This window comes from Actinoplanes campanulatus (genome assembly GCF_014647795.1).
Classification (GTDB): domain Bacteria; phylum Actinomycetota; class Actinomycetes; order Mycobacteriales; family Micromonosporaceae; genus Actinoplanes; species Actinoplanes campanulatus.
The window spans coordinates 13,399-31,803 of sequence record NZ_BMPW01000012.1 but is presented as its reverse complement, the minus strand read 5'-3'; the positions used below and the strand labels follow the sequence as shown (position 1 = coordinate 31,803).

At 70.7% G+C, this 18,405-nt stretch carries 13 protein-coding genes; 1 reads left to right on the top strand and 12 read right to left on the bottom strand.

Annotation, left to right across the window (positions count from 1 at the left end; genetic code table 11):
* Nucleotides 1-53 precede the first annotated feature (53 nt).
* From obgE to IEZ13_RS23025, 10 genes are all read right to left on the bottom strand, one after another.
* On the bottom strand, nt 54-1,553 hold the full coding sequence (obgE, locus tag IEZ13_RS23070) for a GTPase ObgE (protein ID WP_183226179.1): 1,500 nt from the start codon (nt 1,551-1,553) through the stop codon (nt 54-56).
* 136 nt (nt 1,554-1,689) lie between these two features.
* Nucleotides 1,690-1,947 (bottom strand): 50S ribosomal protein L27, encoded by a 258-nt coding sequence (gene rpmA / locus IEZ13_RS23065; protein ID WP_183226178.1) that lies wholly within the window; start codon nt 1,945-1,947, stop codon nt 1,690-1,692.
* Nucleotides 1,948-1,954: 7 nt separating this feature from the next.
* Nucleotides 1,955-2,269, bottom strand: coding sequence for a 50S ribosomal protein L21 (gene rplU / locus IEZ13_RS23060; RefSeq protein ID WP_093621557.1), 315 nt, complete (start codon nt 2,267-2,269; stop codon nt 1,955-1,957).
* Nucleotides 2,270-2,425: 156 nt separating this feature from the next.
* The gene (locus tag IEZ13_RS23055; RefSeq protein WP_183226177.1) at nt 2,426-2,911 is read right to left on the bottom strand and encodes a hypothetical protein; all 486 of its coding nucleotides are present in this window, start codon (nt 2,909-2,911) and stop codon (nt 2,426-2,428) included.
* Nucleotides 2,912-3,020: 109 nt separating this feature from the next.
* Complete coding sequence (locus IEZ13_RS23050) at nt 3,021-6,212, bottom strand: Rne/Rng family ribonuclease (RefSeq protein ID WP_183226176.1); 3,192 nt, start codon at nt 6,210-6,212, stop codon at nt 3,021-3,023.
* A gap of 229 nt (nt 6,213-6,441) precedes the next feature.
* On the bottom strand, nt 6,442-7,161 hold the full coding sequence (locus tag IEZ13_RS23045) for a TIGR03936 family radical SAM-associated protein (protein ID WP_203833938.1): 720 nt from the start codon (nt 7,159-7,161) through the stop codon (nt 6,442-6,444).
* A gap of 67 nt (nt 7,162-7,228) precedes the next feature.
* Entirely contained in the window at nt 7,229-9,172 is a 1,944-nt protein-coding gene (locus tag IEZ13_RS23040) for a TIGR03960 family B12-binding radical SAM protein (protein WP_183226175.1), read from the bottom strand.
* 31 nt (nt 9,173-9,203) lie between these two features.
* Complete coding sequence (locus IEZ13_RS23035) at nt 9,204-9,548, bottom strand: STAS domain-containing protein (protein WP_183226174.1); 345 nt, start codon at nt 9,546-9,548, stop codon at nt 9,204-9,206.
* The gene (locus tag IEZ13_RS23030; RefSeq protein ID WP_229794925.1) at nt 9,545-12,043 is read right to left on the bottom strand and encodes a SpoIIE family protein phosphatase; all 2,499 of its coding nucleotides are present in this window, start codon (nt 12,041-12,043) and stop codon (nt 9,545-9,547) included. The genes IEZ13_RS23035 and IEZ13_RS23030 overlap by 4 nt, the downstream gene beginning before the upstream one ends.
* Before the next feature lie 28 nt (nt 12,044-12,071).
* Nucleotides 12,072-12,869, bottom strand: a complete 798-nt coding sequence (locus IEZ13_RS23025; RefSeq protein ID WP_183226173.1) for an alpha/beta fold hydrolase — start codon at nt 12,867-12,869, stop codon at nt 12,072-12,074.
* Nucleotides 12,870-13,061: 192 nt separating this feature from the next.
* Here IEZ13_RS23025 and IEZ13_RS23020 point away from each other — a divergent pair, with 192 nt between their 5' ends.
* Nucleotides 13,062-14,300 carry a hypothetical protein gene (locus IEZ13_RS23020; protein ID WP_183226172.1) on the top strand — a complete coding sequence of 413 codons (1,239 nt, stop codon included), beginning with the start codon at nt 13,062-13,064 and terminating at the stop codon, nt 14,298-14,300.
* Between the two features lie 25 nt (nt 14,301-14,325).
* On the opposite strand, the gene IEZ13_RS23015 is transcribed toward IEZ13_RS23020, so the two are convergent.
* A complete protein-coding gene (locus IEZ13_RS23015) occupies nt 14,326-14,994 on the bottom strand; it encodes a lysophospholipid acyltransferase family protein (protein ID WP_183226171.1) in 669 nt (222 codons plus the stop codon).
* Nucleotides 14,995-15,126: 132 nt separating this feature from the next.
* Entirely contained in the window at nt 15,127-18,243 is a 3,117-nt protein-coding gene (ileS, locus tag IEZ13_RS23010; protein WP_183226170.1) for an isoleucine--tRNA ligase, read from the bottom strand.
* Nucleotides 18,244-18,405: the final 162 nt, after the last annotated feature.

The window sequence follows — 18,405 nt, the reverse complement described above, 5'->3', positions numbered from 1 at the left end:
ACCGTCCGTCGATACGGCGAGGGCGGCGCCCTCGCCGTATCGATCGCGCCGAACTATTCCTCGATGTCGTCGTCCTCGTCGGTGACCAGCACCGGCATCTGCGAGTTCGACACCGTGCTGACCGTCCCGTCGGCGGCCATGTGCTGAATCTCGTCGTCGTTGCGGATGCGGCGGGCCTTGCGGGCCGCGAGCCGCTGCGCCGCGGACGGCCGGGTGTCGAGCTCCTCCAGGCGGGAGTCGGTGCCGCGCGGGCCGGAGACGTACTCCCCGGCGTTGGGATGCCAGTCGAACTCGCGCGTGCCGATGCGCACCGGGTCGCCGGCCTGGGCGCCCTTCTTGGCGAGTTCGCTCTCGACGCCGATCCGATCCAGCCGGTCGGCCAGGTAGCCGATGGCCTCGTCGTTGTCGAAGTTGGTCTGCTTGATCCAGCGCTCCACCTGGGTGCCGCGGATCACGAAGACGCCGTCCTCGTCCTGCTCGATGGTGAAGCCGGTGTCGTCGACCGCCCGGGGACGGATCACGATCCGGGTCGCCTCCTCGACCGGCTTGGCCGCCCGGTACTCGGCGACCAGCTTGGCCAGGGCGAAGCTGAACTCACGCAGGCCCTCACGGGTGATCGCGCTGATCTCGAAGACCTGGTAGCCGCGGGCCTCGAGGTCGGGGCGGACCATCTCGGCGAGGTCCCGCCCGTCCGGGATGTCGACCTTGTTGAGCACCACGAGACGCGGCCGGTCCTCCAGCCCCCCGTACGCCGACAGCTCGGCCTCGATCGCGTCCAGGTCGGCCAGCGGGTCCCGCTCGATCTCCGGCGCCGCCGCGTCCAGCACGTGCACCAGCACCGAGGTCCGCTCGATGTGCCGCAGGAACTGCATGCCCAGGCCCTTGCCGGTGGCCGCGCCCGGAATCAGACCGGGCACGTCGGCGATGGTGTAGGTCTCGTCACCGGCCTGCACCACGCCCAGGTTCGGCACCAGCGTGGTGAACGGGTAGTCGGCGATCTTCGGCTTGGCCGCGGACATCACCGAGATCAGCGACGACTTGCCGGCCGACGGGAAACCCACCAGGCCGACGTCGGCGACGCTTTTCAGCTCCAGGACCACGTCCAGCTGGTCGCCGGGCTCGCCCAGTTCGGCGAAGCCGGGCACCTTGCGCCGGGCGTTGGCCAGCGAGGCGTTGCCCCGGCCGCCCCGGCCGCCGCGGGCCACGGTGAACTCGGTGCCGGCGCCGATCAGGTCGGCCAGCACCTCGCCGTCCTCGGTCTGCACGACCGTGCCGTCCGGCACCTTGAGGATCAGGTCCCTGCCGGTCGCGCCGTCCCGGTTCGACCCGGCGCCGCCGCCACCGTTGTTCGCCTTGATGTGCGGGTGGAAGTGGAAGTCCAGCAGCGTGTGCTGCTGCGGGTCCACCACCAGGGTGATGCTGCCGCCGTGCCCGCCGTTGCCGCCGTCGGGCCCACCGAGCGGCTTGAACTTCTCCCGGTGCACGGAGGCACAGCCGTGCCCGCCGTCACCCGCCTGCAGGTGCAGCACTACCCGGTCGACGAACGTGGTCACTTTGCGACTCCTACTACTGCTGGCTGGTTCTCAGTGCTGTCTCAGCGTCGCTGAGAAAGCGCCGAGGGCCAGCCGCCGGGTTGAAAACGACAGCGGGCCGCGGACCCGAGGGTCCACGGCCCGCTGTAGAGAAAAACTACTCCGCGACCGGCACGATGCTGACGGTCTTGCGACCACGCAAGGTGCCGAACAGGACGTTGCCGGCGGCAAGCGCGAACAGCGTGTCGTCGCCGCCACGGCCGACCAGGTCGCCCGGGTGGAACTTCGTGCCCCGCTGGCGGATCAGGATCTCGCCGGCGTTGACCAGCTGGCCACCGAACCGCTTCACACCCAGTCGCTGAGCGGCGGACTCACGGCCGTTACGCGAGCTGGATGCACCCTTTTTGTGAGCCATGGCGCGCCTACTTCCCGGTCTTGATGCCGGTCACCTTGACGCGGGTCAGCGGCTGACGATGCCCCTGGCGCTTGTGGTATCCGGTCTTGTTCTTGAACTTGTGGATCCGGATCTTCGGACCCTTGGTGTGCTCGGCGATCTCGCCGGACACCGTAACGTTGGCAAGCTTGGCCGCTTCGGTCACCAGGTTGTCACCGTCGACGAGGAGGACCGCGGCGAGGGTCAGGGCATCGCCGGGCTGACCCGCGAGCTTCTCGACCTCGATCACGTCGCCCTCGGCAACCTTGTACTGCTTGCCGCCGGTCTTGACGATCGCGTACATGGGACGCGGACTCCCTGAGACTTACGCAGCCGTAAGGCTGCTGGCGGATGTTGCTAAGAGGCTCCGGCAAGCGCTTGGAGGCGCGCACGGAACTAGCGCCGAAAAGGCGCTGTCGGCAAGACTACTTCATAGCCGGGCCGAGGCCCAAACCGGGCTCTACCCCCGGCCGCAGGCCTTGTCCAGCGTGGCATGCAGGGCGGCCAGCTTCTTGTCATCGATCTTGGCCACGTCACCCTTGAGAGCGGTGATCTGCGCGCCCATGGCGGCGAGCGCCTTCTTGAGCTCCGCGTCCGAGGCGAGCTTCGACATGTCCAGCAGGGCGAAAGAGAAGTTCTCCACGTCCCGGGTGACCTTCTCCCGAGCCTTGGCTTTCGCCTCGGCGCCCTCGGCGGCGGCCTTGATCAGCAGCTGGTAGTCCTCGGCGAAGGTGGTGCCGAAACTCGTGCTGGTCCGGCTCGCCTGAGCGCAGATCGCCTCGGTGTCCTCGGCGAGCGCGGTGTCGGTGGGCTTCTCGGTGGTGGCGGCCGCCGACCCGGCCACGGCCGGTGTCGGCCCGGCGGCCGTGGGCGCGGGGTCGCCACCGGAACAGCCGGCCAGCAGCAGCGCGGCGAGCGCCATGGAGGCGAGAGCAGGGGTACGCATGAGCGTCGGTCTCCTCGGGGACAGGGATCGATCCCGCCGAGGGTAACGGAAAACCCGGCCCGGTAGTTAGCTTTCTTTACAGATCGCTACCGGGCCGGGTTTCAGCCGTTCAGGGGCGGGTGCGGCGCCGTGCGCCACCCCGCCGGGACCGTCGGCGGGTGCCCGTGCCGGCGCCCACCACGTCGTCGTCCTCGTCGTCCTCGTCGTCGTCCTCGGCCGCGTCCGGGTCGTCGGCCCCGGCCAGCCGCATCGGCTCGGCCTCGCCGGCGTGCCCGTTGGCCTCCGCCGAGTCGTACCGGGACAGGTCGTAACCACTGATGTCGTAGTCGTCGTCGCCGTCCGAGGTGGTCAGCGCCGGCTGCACGCGCCGGACGATGCCGGAACCCGCCACCGGGGCGGCCGGCGGCACCTCGGCCACCTCCGCGACCGGACCGGGCTCCTCGGCCACCTGGGCGACGGCCGGCGGCTCCTCCACCGGCGTCACCGGCTCGACGGCCGGCTCCACCAGCTCGACCGGCTCGATCTGCTCCACCGGTTCGACGGCCTCGATCTGCTCCACCGGTTCGACCGGGGCGCTGTCGCCACCACCACCGCGGCGGCGCCGCTGCCGGGAGGACTGCGGTTGCGGGGCCGGCGCCTCGGTACGCACCGCCGCGGCGACCGCCTTCACCTGGGCGCCACCACCACTGCTGCTGCTGCCGCCACCGCCGTTGGACCGCTTCTCCGGCACCGGCTCCGGGTGGATGATCAAACCGCGGCCCTTGCAGTGGTCACAGTTCTCGCTGAACGCCTCCAGCAGGCCCGCGCCGATCCGCTTGCGGGTCATCTGGACGAGGCCCAGCGAGGTGATCTCGGTGACCTGATGCTTGGTCCGGTCCCGGCCCAGGCACTCGGTGAGCCGCCGCAGCACCAGGTCGCGGTTGCTCTCCAGCACCATGTCGATGAAGTCGATCACCACGATGCCACCGAGGTCACGCAGCCGCAGCTGGCGCACGATCTCCTCGGCCGCCTCCAGGTTGTTGCGGGTGACCGTCTCCTCGAGGTTGCCGCCCGCGCCGGTGTACTTGCCGGTGTTGACGTCGACCACGGTCATCGCCTCGGTCCGGTCGATCACCAGGTGACCACCGGACGGGAGGAAGACCTTGCGGTCCAGGCCCTTGAGGATCTGCTCGTCGATGCGCCACTCGGCGAAGACGTCCTGCGTGCCGGTGTGCCGGCGGAGCCGCTCCAGCAGGTCCGGGGAGACCGAGTCGAGGTAGTTCTCCACCTCGGCGTACGCCTGCTCGCCCTGCACCACCAGGTCGCGGAAGTCCTCGTTGAAGAGGTCCCGGACCACCCGGATGACCAGGTCCGGCTCCTCGGAGAGGGCGCGCGGCGCGTTGCCCTCGGCGGCCCGGGCCTGGATGTCCTCCCACTGCGCCTGGAGCCGCTTCACGTCGCGGGCCAGCTCGTCCTCGCTGGCGCCCTCGGCCGCGGTCCGGACGATCACGCCCGCGCCGTCCGGGACCAGCTTCTTCAGGATGTCGCGGAGCCGCTTGCGCTCGGTGTCCGGCAGCTTGCGGCTGATGCCCGACGCGTTGCCGTTGGGCACGTAGACCAGGTGCCGGCCGGAGAGCGCGATGTGGCTGGTCAGCCGGGCGCCCTTGTGCCCGATCGGGTCCTTGGTGACCTGCACCAGCACCGAGTCGCCGGAGCGCAGCGCCTGCTCGATCGAGCGGGCCCGCCCCTCCAGGCCGGTGGCGTCCCAGTTGACCTCACCGGCGTAGAGCACGGCGTTGCGGCCGCGGCCCACGTCGACGAACGCGGCCTCCATGCTCGGCAGCACGTTCTGCACCTTGCCGAGGTAGACGTTGCCGACCATGGTGCCGGAGGTGGCCCGGGCCACGTAGTGCTCGACCAGGATGCCGTCCTCGAGGACCGCGATCTGGGTACGGTCCTGCTTCTGCCGGACCACCATGACCCGGTCCACCGCCTCGCGGCGGGCCAGGAACTCCGACTCGCTCAGGATCGGCGGACGGGTACGGCGCTGCTCCCGGCCGTCCCGGCGGCGCTGGCGCTTGGCCTCGAGCCGGGTCGAGCCGGAGACACCCTGCACCTCGTCGGTACGCCGGGGCTCGCGCACCCGCACCACGGTGTGCACGCCGTCCTCGATGCCGCCGGTCTCGCCGTCACCGCTGGAACCCTTGCGCCGGCGCCGGCGCCGACGGCGGGTTACCCCGTCGCCCTCGCCGTCCTCGGACTCCTCGTCCTCCTCGCCGTCCTCGGCGGAGGCCTCGGCGCCCTCCTCGGCGTCGCCCTCCTCGGTGTCGTTCTCGTCGGCCTCGTCGGACGGGCCCTTGCCCCGGCCGCGGCCACGACGGCCCCGGCGGCGGCGACGGCGGATGCCGCCGTCCTCGTCCTCGTCCTCGTCGGCGCCGTCCTCGACGTCGTCGGCGCTCTCGTCGACCTCGTCCACCTCGTCGGTGACCGGCTCGGTCTCGGTGGCGGTGACCTCGGTGGGCTCCTCGGCCGCGCCACGACGGCGACGCCGGCCACGACGCGGGGCCTCGACGGCCTCCTCGGTCTCCTCCTCGGCCGTCTCGGCGACCTCGGCGGCCGGGGCCTCGGCGGCCACCGGCGGCTCGGCGGCGCCGCGACGGCGACGGCTCACCGGGGCGGGCTCGGCCTCGGCGGCCTCCGGCGGCATGAAGAGCACGGCCGGCGGCAGCGCGGCCCGGCGGGCCCGGGCGGGCCGGGCCGGCTTCTCCTCGACGAAGTCGTCATCGAGCGGCAGGACCCCGACGACCGGTACGGCGGCCTCGCGGGCCGCGGCGGCGGCCTCCACGGCGGCGTCCTCGATGAGGGCGGCCTCGTCCTCGTCCTCGTCCGCGGCGGCGACGGGGATCTCGGCGACCTCGGCGACCGGGGCGGCGGGAGCGGGCTGCTCCTCCACCTCGGCGAGGGCGGGCTGCTCGACCTTCTTACGGCGGGCCCGGGTGGCCTTCTTCACCGGCGGCGGAGTCTCGGCGACCGGCTCGTCGGCGACCGGCGCCTCGGCCGGGGCGGCCGGCGCGGCGGCCTTCTTCCGGCTCCGGGTGGCCTTCTTCACCGGAGCGGGAGCCGGGGTCTCGGTCTCCGCACCGGGCTCGGCGGCGCTGTCCGGCGCCTCGGCCTCGGGCGGAGGCGCCGCCGCCTTGCGGCGCGGGGCCCGCGTCCGGCGTGCCGGGGTGGTGCTTGCGGCGGTATCTCCGGGAGGAGTCACTGCTCCATCCCGTTCGCCGCCCTGTTCTCCCAGGTTGACTGGGGGCTCGTTATCGAGCATGGGGCGCTCTCCAGTTCTCGGCGACCCCGGGCGCGGGTGAGCGCTGCCACGCAGGGTCGCTGCAAAGTTTTTCGGGCCCGGCCGATTGGGGACGGGCTTGCCGAAGTCTGTCAAGTGAACCTTTTTCAACCTGGCAGCGGGCCGAAGACCGCCGGGCCGTTGACCGGCTCGGGGCGCTGCCGCCCTCGCCACGTTGAAAAACGTTCTACGAACGCCGGCCGGTTTGCGGCTAGCGTCCTCCGATTCCGACGTCCCCGCGATCCGCGTCCAACGGATCGACGATCTCCCCCTGCGCGGTGAGTGTGCCCTGGGCCAGCCGGGTAACCCGCGGGGGCACCGGCGGCTCCAGGCCGGCCACCACGCGCAGGCCGGAGAGGACGTCATCGGGCCGCACGGCGGGCGTCACCTGCCGTACGACAAGGTCGATTATCGCACACCGTACGCCAACGGCCCCGGAAGGTAGGTCCGGCTCCCCGGCCAACGCACAACGGGTCACCGCGGCCCGGGCGTCGAAGGTACGGCGACCCTGCTTGGTCATGCGTTCCACCAGGACTTCCGCGGAGTCGAGGAACGCGGTCACCGCCTTCTCGGCGTCCCCGGGGTCGACCCCGGGCAGTTCCAGCTGCCAGCGGGAGGCGTCGATCCGGTCGGCCAGGCTGCCCTCGCCGGCGATCACCGCCTCCAGGACGTCGAGGCCCGGGGAGAGCGCGGCGTCCAGTGCGGCACGCAACTGCTCCGGGTCGACCGGCGCCTGGAGGCCTATCTCCAGGTACTCCGCCTCACTGCCGACCCCGGTGGGCGCGGCGCTCGCGTACGAGATCTTGGGGTGTGGGGTGAAGCCCTGCGAATAGGCGATCGGCACGGCGGCACGGCGCAGCGCCCGCTCGAACGCTCGGGCGAAGTCGCGGTGCGAGGTGAACCGTAGCGGGCCACGCTTGGCGTACCGCAGACGGATCCGCTGGACGACCGGCGCCTGGCCGCCGACGGGTTGGTTCTTCGGGGGAATCGTCTATCTCCTAAGCGGGGACCCGCAGATTGTTCACGGGTGTAAGAGGAAGCAGCTTCTTGCCGGTCGGGCCGATCTGGATCTCGGTGTCCATCGACGGGCAGACGCCGCAGTCGAAGCACGGGGTCCAGCGGCAGTCGTCCTGCTCGAACTCGCTCATCGAGTCCTGCCAGTCCTGCCAGAGCCAGTCCTTGTCGAGGCCGGAGTCGAGGTGGTCCCAGGGCAGGACCTCCTGCTCCTCACGCTCGCGGGTGGTGAACCAGTCCAGATCCACGCCCATCTCGGGCAGGACCTCGTCGCAGGCCTCGACCCACCGGGCGTACGAGAAGTGCTCGGACCAGCCGTCGAAGCGGCCGCCCTTCTCCCAGACCCGGCGGACGACCTTGCCGACCCGGCGGTCACCGCGGGACAGCAGGCCCTCGATCAGCGACGGCTCACCGTCGTGGTAGCGGAAACCGATCGCCCGGCCGAGCGAACGGTCACTGTTGATCTCCTGCTTGAGCAGCCGAAGGCGGGCGTCGATGACCTCGGGACGCTCCATCGAGGCCCACTGGAACGGGGTGTGCGGCTTCGGCACGAAACCGCCGATCGACACGGTGCAGCGGATGTCCTTGGTGCCGGCGGCCTCGCGGCCGGCCCGGATCACCTCGTGGGCCATGTGCGCGATCTCGAGGACGTCCTCGTCGGTCTCGGTGGGCAGGCCGCACATGAAGTACAGCTTCACCTGGCGCCAGCCGTTGGAGTACGCCGTCACGACCGTACGGATCAGGTCCTCCTTGGTCACCATCTTGTTGATGACCTTGCGGATCCGCTCCGAACCGCCCTCCGGCGCGAAGGTGAGACCGGTCCGCCGTCCGTTGCGGGACAGCTCCTGGGCCAGATCGATGTTGAACGCGTCGACCCGGGTGGACGGCAGCGACAGCGAGACGTTGGTGTCCGCGTACTGCTCGGCCAGACCGGAGCACATGTCACCGATCTCGGAGTGGTCGGCGCTGGACAGCGAGAGCAGGCCGACCTCGTTGAAGCCGGAGAACTCCAGGCCTTCCTTGACCATCTGGCCGACCGTGGTGATCGACCGCTCCCGCACCGGGCGGGTGATCATGCCGGCCTGGCAGAACCGGCAGCCCCGGGTGCAACCCCGGAAGATCTCCACGGCATAGCGCTCGTGGACCGTCTCGGCGAGCGGGACGAGAGGCTTCTTCGGGTACGGCCACGCGTCCAGATCCATGGTGGTCCGCTTGGCGACGCGGAACGGCACGTCCGGCCGGTTCGGCACGACCCGCTGGATCCGGCCGTCGGGCAGGTAGTCGACGTCGTAGAACCGGGGCACGTAGATGCTCTCGGTGCGGGCCAGGCGCAGCAGCAGCTCGTCCCGGCCGCCCGGGCAGCCCTCCGCCTTCCAGTCCCGGATGATCCCGGTGATCTCCAGGACCGCCTCCTCGCCGTCACCGAGCACGGCGGCGTCGATGAAGTCGGCGATCGGCTCCGGGTTGAAGCTGGCGTGGCCACCGGCCAGCACGATCGGGTGGGTCTCGTCCCGGTCGGCGCTGTCCAGCGGGATGCCGGCCAGGTCCAGGGCGCTCAGCATGTTGGTGTAGCCGAGCTCGGTGGCGAACGACAGGCCGAACACGTCGAACGCCTTCACCGGGCGGTGCGCGTCGACGGTGAACTGCGGGACGCCGTTCTCCTTCATGAGGGCCTCGAGGTCCGGCCAGACCGCGTAGGTGCGCTCGGCGAGCACGTCCTCCTGCTCGTTGAGCACCTCGTAGAGGATCTGCACACCCTGGTTGGGCAGGCCGACCTCGTACGCGTCCGGATACATCAGCGCCCACCGGACCGTGGTGGCGTCCCAGTCCTTGACGACGGCGCCGAGCTCGCCGCCCACGTACTGGATCGGTTTGCTGACCCGGGGCAGCAGCTGCTCGAGCTGCGGGAAGACGGAACTCACGCTCATGGGTGTCCAGGGTACGCGAGGCCGATGGAGGCTATCGGTCCAGTTCCTCCGCCGCCCGGTCCAGATCGGTGGCCAGCAGGTCACTGCGGAACGAACAGAGCTGCAACGTCATCCGTGCGGCCCCATGCTCGCCGACGACCAGCCGAACCGGCTTCCTCCGATCATCCAGGTCACCCACGATGAAGTCGAGCAACCGGACCCCGGCGCTGTCCAGGAACGAAACCGCGGTCAGGTCGATCACCACGGCGTCGGCCCCGGTGGTCCGGGCCACGATGGCCCGGCCGATGTCGTTGGCGTTGGCCAGGTCGATCTCACCCTTGAGGTGGACCAGTTCGGCGGTCCCCCGGCGGGAGAAGCTGACCCAATGGTCCGTCATCGTGCGCCTCTATGCCGCCGCATGGTCACCGTGGTCCCCTCCCCCTGGTCGAAGCTCACTTCGTCCATCGACTCGTAGATCAGTTGCAGGCCGCGGCCCCGGGCCAGGTCGGCGCCCGGCCCACGCCAGGCGCCGTGGTCGCTGACCCGGACCTCCACGGCGTCGGCGCTGATCGTGGCGGACACGTCCACCATCCCGAACGGGTCGTCCCGGTAGCCGTGCTCGATCGCGTTCGCCACCGCCTCGGAACTGGCCAGCAGCACCGCGTTCAGACAGTCCGGGTCGATGCCGTGGCCCGCCATCCAGCCCCGCATGTCCGCGCGGAGCCGGGAGATCTGGACCGGGTCGGCGCCGATCGAGCGCTCCAGCCGCTCCTCGGTGCCGAGAGAGAGGCAGAGCATGCAGACGTCGTCGCCGTGGTCGCGGCCGACCAGGATGTCGGCCAGCCCGGCGGTCAGGCCCTTGAGCGGGGCGTCGCGCAGCCGCGAGAACTCCCGGGCGAGGATCTCGAAACCCCGGTCGAGTCCGCGGCCCCGGCGCTCGATGAGCCCGTCGGTGTAGAGCAGCAGGCGGCTCCCGCCGGTCAGCCGGATCCGGTCCTCGACCCGGCGGCGGTCGCCGGCCCGGGAGCCGAGCGGCGCCGAACGGGCCTGCATGAGGTACTGCGGCGGGCCGGCCGGCTCGTGCAGCAGCAGCGGCAGGTGACCGGCCGTGGCGTACGCGAGTTCGCCGCTGAGCAGGTCGATCTCGGCGTAGACGACGGTCGCCATCCGCGCCGACTCGACCCGCTCGCAGAACCGGTCCAGCCCCTCCAGGAGCCGTGCCGGACCGTTCTCGGCGGTGGCCAGCGCCCGGATCGCGCTGCGCAGCTGACCCATCGTGGTGGCCGCGTCGATGCCCCGCCCGACCACGTCGCCGACCACCACGGCCAGCTTGTTCGCGGTGATCAGGAAGGCGTCGTACCAGTCGCCGCCGACCTCCAGGTCCTGCGCGGCGGCCTGGTAGTGGGTCTCCAGCGCGAACCGGGAGTCGGCGCCCGGCACGTCCGCGGCGAGCAGGCTGCGCTGCAACGTCCGGGCGATGGCCCGCTCCTGCTCGTAGAGCCGGGCGTTCTCCAGCGCCAGGGCGGCCCGGTCGGCCAGATCGACCAGGAAGAGCCGGTCCGCCCCGGCGCCGCGCCGGTCCGGGGCCATCCGCAGGGCCAGGGTGCCGATCACCCGGCCGCGGACGGTCAGCGGCAGCACGGTGCAGTCCAGTCCGTCACCGTCGCCGGCATAGACCGGCGCGCAGGTCTCGACCGCCTCGGCGACCCGGGCGTCCAGCAGCTCCGGATCGGGGGCGGGGCCGCCGTGGTACTCGACCAGGCCGGCCGGGCCCACCTGGAGGCGGACCAGCGCCCAGTCGGCGATCTCCGGCACCACCCGCTCGACCAGGCGGCGGGCCCGCTGCAACAGGCGGTGCTGCTCGTCCAGCGCCCGGGTGGTGCGGGCCAGGAAGGAGGACCGGTCCTCGCGGCGGCGGCCCTCGTCGTACAGCCGGGCGCGGTCCAGCGCCTGTCCCGCCTGCTGTCCGAGCAGCCGGATCACCCGCAGCTCGCCGTCGGTGAGCACGCGCTCCTCACGGAAACTGAACGCCAGCACACCCAGCACCGCCACGGCTCCGTGCTCCTCGGCCGGCCCGGTGGTGAGCGGCAGCAGCACCACGGTCTTGCGCTCGGAGCGGCGCATCGACTCGGCCAGATCCGGGAAGTGCTCCTCGGCCTCCGCCACGGTGGCGATCACGTGCAGGTCGCCACGCCGGGCCACCTCGGCGACCGCCCGGGTCGACGAGCGGGGCATGTCGTCCCAGTTGCCGGTGGTCGGATCGGTCGAGGAGACCGCGACCAGCTCGTCCCGCTCCGGGTCGACCAGGAAGATGCTGCTGCTGGCGGCCTGGAACGCGGGTTCCGGGGCGCGGATCACCGCTTCCGCCACCTCGGCCTCGGTAGGGGCCGCCGCCAGGTCGGCCACTATCTGCTGGAGCACCCGCACCCGCTGCTCGGAGGACTCCGCGGCGCGGCGGGAGCCCAGCAGCTCCCGCTCGTAGCGGCGCCGCTCGGTGGCGTTGAAGATCATCGTGCGGATGATCCGGGGAGTGCCGTTGGGGCCGGACTCCAGCACCGCGTTGACCAGGGTGGGCACCCGGCTCCGATCGGCGCGGACCACGTCGAGCGCGATCTCATGCACCTCACCCTGCATCGTCAGCAACGGCGCGTAGTGCGTCTCGTGGAAGATCTGGTCACCGGGCGTGAGCAGGTCACGGAACCGTTTGTGACCGATCAGATCGGTACGGGCATACCCCGTCCAGGTCAGGAAGGTCTCGTTGACCCGGACGATGGTGCCGTCCGGAAGCGTCGTGAGGTAGCCACACGGCGCGTGTTCGTACAGATCCTCGGGATCGTCGTCCCAGGGCAGTCGCAACTCCTGTGTCACGTCCGGCCCGCCAGATTCACTCACGCCAATCGTCCGCCGATCATGCCCGTGTCTACAACCAGGACTTGATCGCGTCAACCGTCTCCTCCGGTGCGCTCAGATTCGGACAGTGCCCGGTCGCGTTGAGGGCCATGAAGGTGCTCTCCCTGGTGTTCTTGTGAACGTACTCACCGACCACGGTGGGGGCGATGACGTCGTCCGAGCACTGGAGGATCAGCGACGGGACCCGGAGGTTGGGCAGGTCGGCGCGGTTGTCCGAGAGGAAGGTGACCTGCGCGAACTTCCTGGCGATCGCCGGATCGGTCCGGCAGAAGCTGTTCGTCAGTTCCTCGCCCAGCTCGGGCCGCTCCGGGTTGCCCATGATCACCGGCGCCATCGCGCTGGACCAGCCCAGATAGTTGCTGTCCAGCGACTCCAGCATCTCCTCGATGTCGGAGCGGGCGAACCCGCCGACATAGCCGTCCGCCTCGTCGTCGATGTACCGCGGGGACGGGCCGACCATCACGATCCCGGCGAACCGGTCCGGTTCCCGGATCGCGGCCAGCACGCCGATCATGGCGGCCACCGAGTGCCCGACGAAGACGACGTCCCGCAGATCGTGCTCCTCGACGATCTCCAGAATGTCCTCGGCGTAGCCGGCGAGCGTGCCGTGCCGTGAGTCCCGGTACGCCGACAGGTCCGACCGCCCGTTCCCGACGTGGTCGAACAGGACGATCCGGTGGGTGTCCGCGAACGCCGGGGTCACCAGCCGCCACATGTTCTGATCGCAGCCGTATCCGTGGGCGAACAGCATCGGACGGCCGGAGGCCGCCCCGGAGACCGTGACAGCGTTCCTCTGCGTCGTGCTCATGGTGCGGCGACCTCTTCCGTCTGCACGCGAACGTGAATCCGGGCACTCATCCGGCCGGCGAGGCCGGACGATGCCAAGTCCGGGTAACCATACGACTCCGGAGCGTCTCGCACATCGCCCTCGTTGTCCGCCATTGGTGTCCGCTGCCCGGATCCGGCCTCGCCGTCCCACTGGCACAGCATCCCTAACCTGGTGAAGACGATCGTGTCGCCGAGCGTGGAGGAGATCGGAGAGATGGCCGACCCGCAGCCGGGTGACGAGACTCCGGCCGCCGGAATGCCCGACCCCACCCGGTTCGCCGGATCCGGCGAGAACGACCCGCCCACCGAGGCGCTTCCCGGCCGGTGGAGCGGCGCCGCGATGGTGCCCGAGCAGGGGCCGCGCCGCTCCCGCTGGTCCCGCATGATCGACCGGCTCACCGGCGGCGAGGCCGACCCGGAGGACGACCGCACCGCGGTGCCGGCCGTCGACCCGTGGGCCGATCAGGACACTCCGGTCTGGCCGGACGCCTACGCCACACCGGCCGCCCCGGTCGATCTGCCGGTGACCCGCCTCGACGCGCCCGTGCCGGAGCCCACCCGGGCCGCGGCCCCGCAACCCGCCGTCCCGCCACCGGGCACCTATCCGCCGCCGGCCGCCGGCGCCGGCCTGCCGCCGCTGCTCTCACCGAAGGTCCGCGCCTGGGGCCGCCGCACCGCCACGAAGAGCCAGGAAGCGGCCCGCAGCGCCGCGGCGAAGAGTCAGGAGGCGGCCGGCAAGGCCCCGGAGAAGATCCGGGCGTGGGGCCGGAAGGTCGCGGCCCCGGACCGGATCCCGAACCGGATCCCGGTTCAGCCCCGCCCGCCGGCCACGCCACCCCCTTGGGCGGCCCGGCCGCTCCCCCGGCCACGCCGGCGCCGCCGGCTGCGCCGCCTCGTGCTGCTGGTGATCATCGGACTGGCCCTCGGCTACTGGCTGGTGCCGGGCGTCCGGCAGTACCCGGTGACGGCCGTGCTCCCGGACTCCTTCGCCGATCTGAGGCTGCGCGACACCGCGGCCGGCCAGCGCGCCGCACAGCGGCTGGCCGACGAGTTGCAGTCGGCCGGATCGGGCGGCGACTCCTTCGCCGGCATCTACGCCGACGGGCGCGGCAAGCGCGTCACCGTCTTCGGGGTCACCGGTTTCCGGCTCACCCCGGGCTCCGACGTGGAGGCTCAACTGGCGCGGCTGTCCGATTCGCTCCGGCTGAAGGACGTGCAGCCGTTCGACCTGGGTGTGTTCGGCGCGCATCAGCTGTGCGGGACCGGCCGGCTGGAGGACACGGCGGTGGTGGCGTGCGCCTGGGCGGACCACGGCAGTCTCGCCACGGTTCTGCTCACCCGGCGGTCGCTGGAGGAGAGCGCCGAGCTGGTGAGCAGTCTCCGCGACACCGTCCTGGAGCCGGCCGCTTGAAACGGCCGGCCCTGGGCGCTGCGGTCTATTCCTCGCGCTTGGGGGCGTAGCGCGGAACGTACTCCTGCCCGGTGAGCCGCTGAATCTCGCCCATCACCTGGTCGGTGAGCTCGCGCAGCGCGGTGCGGTCGTCGGGCCGGCCCACCGTGTCGATCGGCTTGCCGAACTTGACCGTGATGACGCCGCGCTCCAGCTTCGGGACGAGACGGCCGATCGGCTGAACCTTGTCGGTCCCGAGGACGCCGACCGGAATGATCGGGACGCCCGCGGCGACGGCCAGCCGGGCGACGCCGGTCCGCCCGCGGTAGAGGCGCCCGTCGGGCGACCGGGTGCCCTCGGGGTAGACCGCGATCAGCTCACCGTCGCGCAGCGCCGGGATGGCGGCGTCGAAGGCGGTGAGGGCGGCCCGGCCACCCTCGCGCTCGACGCGGATGGCGCCGAGGCCCTCCATCAGCTTGCGGTTGAGGAAACCTTTGACGCCGGTGCCGGTGAAGTAGTCGGACTTGGCCCAGAAGGCCAGGTGGCGGGGCACCGCGGCGCCGAGGAGGAGTTCGTCGGCAACGGAGAGGTGGTTGCCCGCGAAGATGGCGCCGCCGGTCTGCGGGATGTTCTCGATGCCTTCGACGTGCGGCCGCCAGCCGGTCATCAGCACCTTGCCGACAGTGACCTTGCCGATCGAGTAGAGCAGCGGCAACTCGTCCTCCGGACGCGTGGGGGGTGGATGGTGTTGTGAGGTTAGCTGACAGTTGGCGCGAAGTACCTAGTGATCTTGGACCGGCCCGGACATTCGCCCACACCAGGCGAACATCCGGGCCAATCGGTTGAATCACACGGCCGAAACGGTCACCGTCACCTGTTCGGCGTCGCCGACCTCGCCCGTGAAGCCGTCCGCCAGCTCGGCGAACTCCACCGACGTGGCGAGAGTCTCACCGGCGACGAACTCCCGGTACGCCTCGACCGCGGCCCGGACCACCGGCGCGGCCGACAGCACGAGCGCGATCCGGTCGCTGACGTCGAGGTCGGCGTCCCGGCGGGCCTGCTGCACGACGCGGATCACGTCGCGGGCCAGGCCCTCGGTGGCCAGCTCCTCGGTGACGACCGTGTCGAGGACCACGACACCGCCGCCGGCCGGCAGCGGTGCGGAGTTCTCCACGTCCGCGGCGACCAGCCTCAGCTCGTACTCCCCCTCGGCGAGGGTGACGCCGGCCGCGACCGGGGCGCCGTCGACGAGCTGCCACTCGCCGCTCTTGACCGCCTTGATCACCTGCTGGACCTGCTTGCCGACCCGGGGGCCGAGCGCCCGCGGGACGACCGTCAGGACCTGCTGGCAGTACGCGGCCACGTCGTCGGTGAAGACCACGTTCTTGACGTTGACCTCGTCCTTGAGCAGGTCACCGAGGCCGGCCAGCCGGCTTCCGTCGGCGGTGGCCACGGTGAGCGTGGCCAGCGGCAGCCGGACCCGCAGCCCCTTGGCCTTGCGCAGCGACAGGGCCGCCGACGCCACGTCCCGGATCGCGTCCATCGACGCGACCAGCTCGTGGTCGGCCGGGAACACGTCCGCCGAGGGCCAGTCGGTCAGGTGCACCGAACGGCCGCCGGTCAGGCCCCGCCAGATCTCCTCGGCGGTCAGCGGCGCGAGCGGCGCCACCACCCTGGTGAGGGTCTCCAGCACGGTGGCCAGGGTGTCGAAGGCGTCCTCGTCGCCGGCCCAGAAGCGGTCCCGGGAACGGCGCACGTACCAGTTGGTCAGGGCGTCGAGGTAGCTACGGACCGTCGCCGCGGCGCCGGAGATGTCGTAGTCGTCGAGCTGCTTCTCCGTCTGAGCGACCAGCTCGCCGGTCTTCGCGAGGATGTACCGGTCGAGCAGGTGGGTGGAGTCTGTCCGATTTTTCGCGACATAGTTGGAAGCGTTGGCGTAGAGGGAGAAGAAGTACCAGACGTTCCACAACGGCAGCAGCACCTGCCGAACCGAGTCACGGATCGCCACCTCGGTGACCGGCATGTCCCCACCGCGGAGGACCGGCGACGACATCAGCATCCAGCGCATGGCATCCGAGCCGTAAGTATCGAAAACTCGGTACACGTCCGGATAATTCCGCAAAGACTTGGACATCTTGCGACCATCCTCGCCCAGCAGGATGCCGTGGCTCAGACAGTTACGGAACGCGGGCCGGTCGAACAGCGCCGTGGCCAGCACATGCATGGTGTAGAACCAGCCGCGGGTCTGCCCGATGTACTCGACGATGAAGTCACCCGGGTAGTGGTGCTCGAACCAGTCCTTGTTCTCGAACGGGTAGTGCACCTGGGCGAACGGCATCGACCCGGACTCGAACCAGCAGTCCAGCACCTCGGGCACGCGCCGCATCATCGACCTGCCGGTGGGGTCGTCCGGGTTCGGGCGGACCAGCTGGTCGACATAGGGCCGGTGCAGGTCGGTGATGGTCACCCCGAAGTCGCGCGCGAGCTCCTCGTAGGAGCCGTAGACGTCGACGCGCGGGTACTGCGGGTCGTCCGACTTCCACACCGGGATCGGCGAGCCCCAGAACCGGTTCCGGGAGATCGACCAGTCACGGGCGTTGGACAGCCACTTACCGAACGAGCCGTCCTTGATGTGCGAGGGCGTCCAGCTGATCTGCTGGTTCAACTCGACCATCCGGTCCCGGAACGTGCTCACCGCCACGAACCAGGACGACACCGCCTTGTAGACGAGCGGGGTGTCACAGCGCCAGCAGTGCGGGTACGAGTGCATGTACCCGTCGTGGCGCAGCACCACGCCGCGCTCCTTCAGCGTGGCGATCACCGGCTTGTTGGCGTCGAACACCTGAAGGCCCTGGTAGTCCGGGACCAGCGAGGTGAACCGGGTGTGGTCGTCGACGGTCACGACGGTCGGGATGCCGGCCGCGTTGCACGCGTTCTGGTCGTCCTCTCCGAAGGCCGGGGCCATGTGGACGACACCGGTGCCGTCCTCGGTGGTCACGAACTCGGCGCCGAGGACCTGGAAGGCGTTCTCCCCGCCCGGCTCGACCAGGAAGTCGAACAGCGGGGTGTAGCGGCGGCCGACGAGTTCCCGGCCGTAGACGCTGCCGACCTGCTCGTAGCCTTCGAGCTCCTTGGCGTAGGCGCCGACTCGCGTCGCACCCACCAGCAGTTTTTGCCCGTTTTCATCCGACAGAACCGCGTACTCGATGTCCGGGCCGACCGCCAGGGCCAGGTTCGACGGCAGCGTCCACGGCGTGGTGGTCCACACCGCGATGTCCTCGCCGGTCTCCAGACGGAATTTCACCGTCAAGGCCGGATCGGTCCGATCCCGATAGACGTCGTCCATCCGCGTCTCGGTGTTGGACAGCGGCGTCTCGCACCGGAAGCAGTAGGCGAGGACCCGGAAGCCCTCGTACACCAGGCCCTTGTCATGCAGCGTCTTGAACGCCCACATGACCGACTCCATGTACTCCGGGTCGAGGGTCTTGTAGTCGTTCTGGAAGTCCACCCACCGGGCCTGGCGCGTCACATAACGCTCCCAGTCCTTGGTGTAGGCGAGCACCGACGTCCGGCAGGCGTCGTTGAACTTGTCGATGCCCAGGTCGACGATCTGCGCCTTGGTGGTGATGCCGAGCTGCTTCTCCGCCTCGACCTCGGCGGGCAGGCCGTGCGTGTCCCAGCCGAACCGCCGCTCCACCCGCTTGCCGCGCATCGTCTGGTAGCGCGGCACCAGGTCCTTCACGTACCCGGTGAACAGGTGGCCGTAGTGCGGCAGGCCGTTGGCGAACGGCGGACCGTCGTAGAAGACGTACTCGTTCGCGCCGTTCTCGCCCGCCGGGCGCCGCTCGACGGACGCCTCGAACGTCTTGTCGGCGGCCCAGTGGTCGAGGACGGCGCGCTCGACCGCCGGCAGATCCGGGCTCGCCGGAACGCCGGTGGCGTCGGTGTGTTTCGGGTAGGCCATCTGGTGTTCCCCTCAAGCAGTTCACATGACGTGACTGCGAGGACGAGCCTTCGACGAAGACCCGCGGTACCACCTCGCTTGGCGGTTCGTGGAGACCCGCCCGCTCATTCGCCGGAAGGCTGCGCGGTCCGGTGTCCGCCCGGTTCTACTAGGGCACTTTCA

Coding starts and splice junctions, on each gene's coding strand:
- rpmA (WP_183226178.1), bottom strand. CDS start 1,947: ATGGCTCACAAAAAGGGTGCATCCAGCTCGCGTAACGGCCGTGAGTCC.
- IEZ13_RS23040 (WP_183226175.1), bottom strand. CDS start 9,172: ATGAGCGTGAGTTCCGTCTTCCCGCAGCTCGAGCAGCTGCTGCCCCGG.
- IEZ13_RS23035 (WP_183226174.1), bottom strand. CDS start 9,548: ATGACGGACCATTGGGTCAGCTTCTCCCGCCGGGGGACCGCCGAACTG.
- IEZ13_RS23055 (WP_183226177.1), bottom strand. CDS start 2,911: ATGCGTACCCCTGCTCTCGCCTCCATGGCGCTCGCCGCGCTGCTGCTG.
- rplU (WP_093621557.1), bottom strand. CDS start 2,269: ATGTACGCGATCGTCAAGACCGGCGGCAAGCAGTACAAGGTTGCCGAG.
- ileS (WP_183226170.1), bottom strand. CDS start 18,243: ATGGCCTACCCGAAACACACCGACGCCACCGGCGTTCCGGCGAGCCCG.
- IEZ13_RS23025 (WP_183226173.1), bottom strand. CDS start 12,869: ATGAGCACGACGCAGAGGAACGCTGTCACGGTCTCCGGGGCGGCCTCC.
- IEZ13_RS23050 (WP_183226176.1), bottom strand. CDS start 6,212: ATGCTCGATAACGAGCCCCCAGTCAACCTGGGAGAACAGGGCGGCGAA.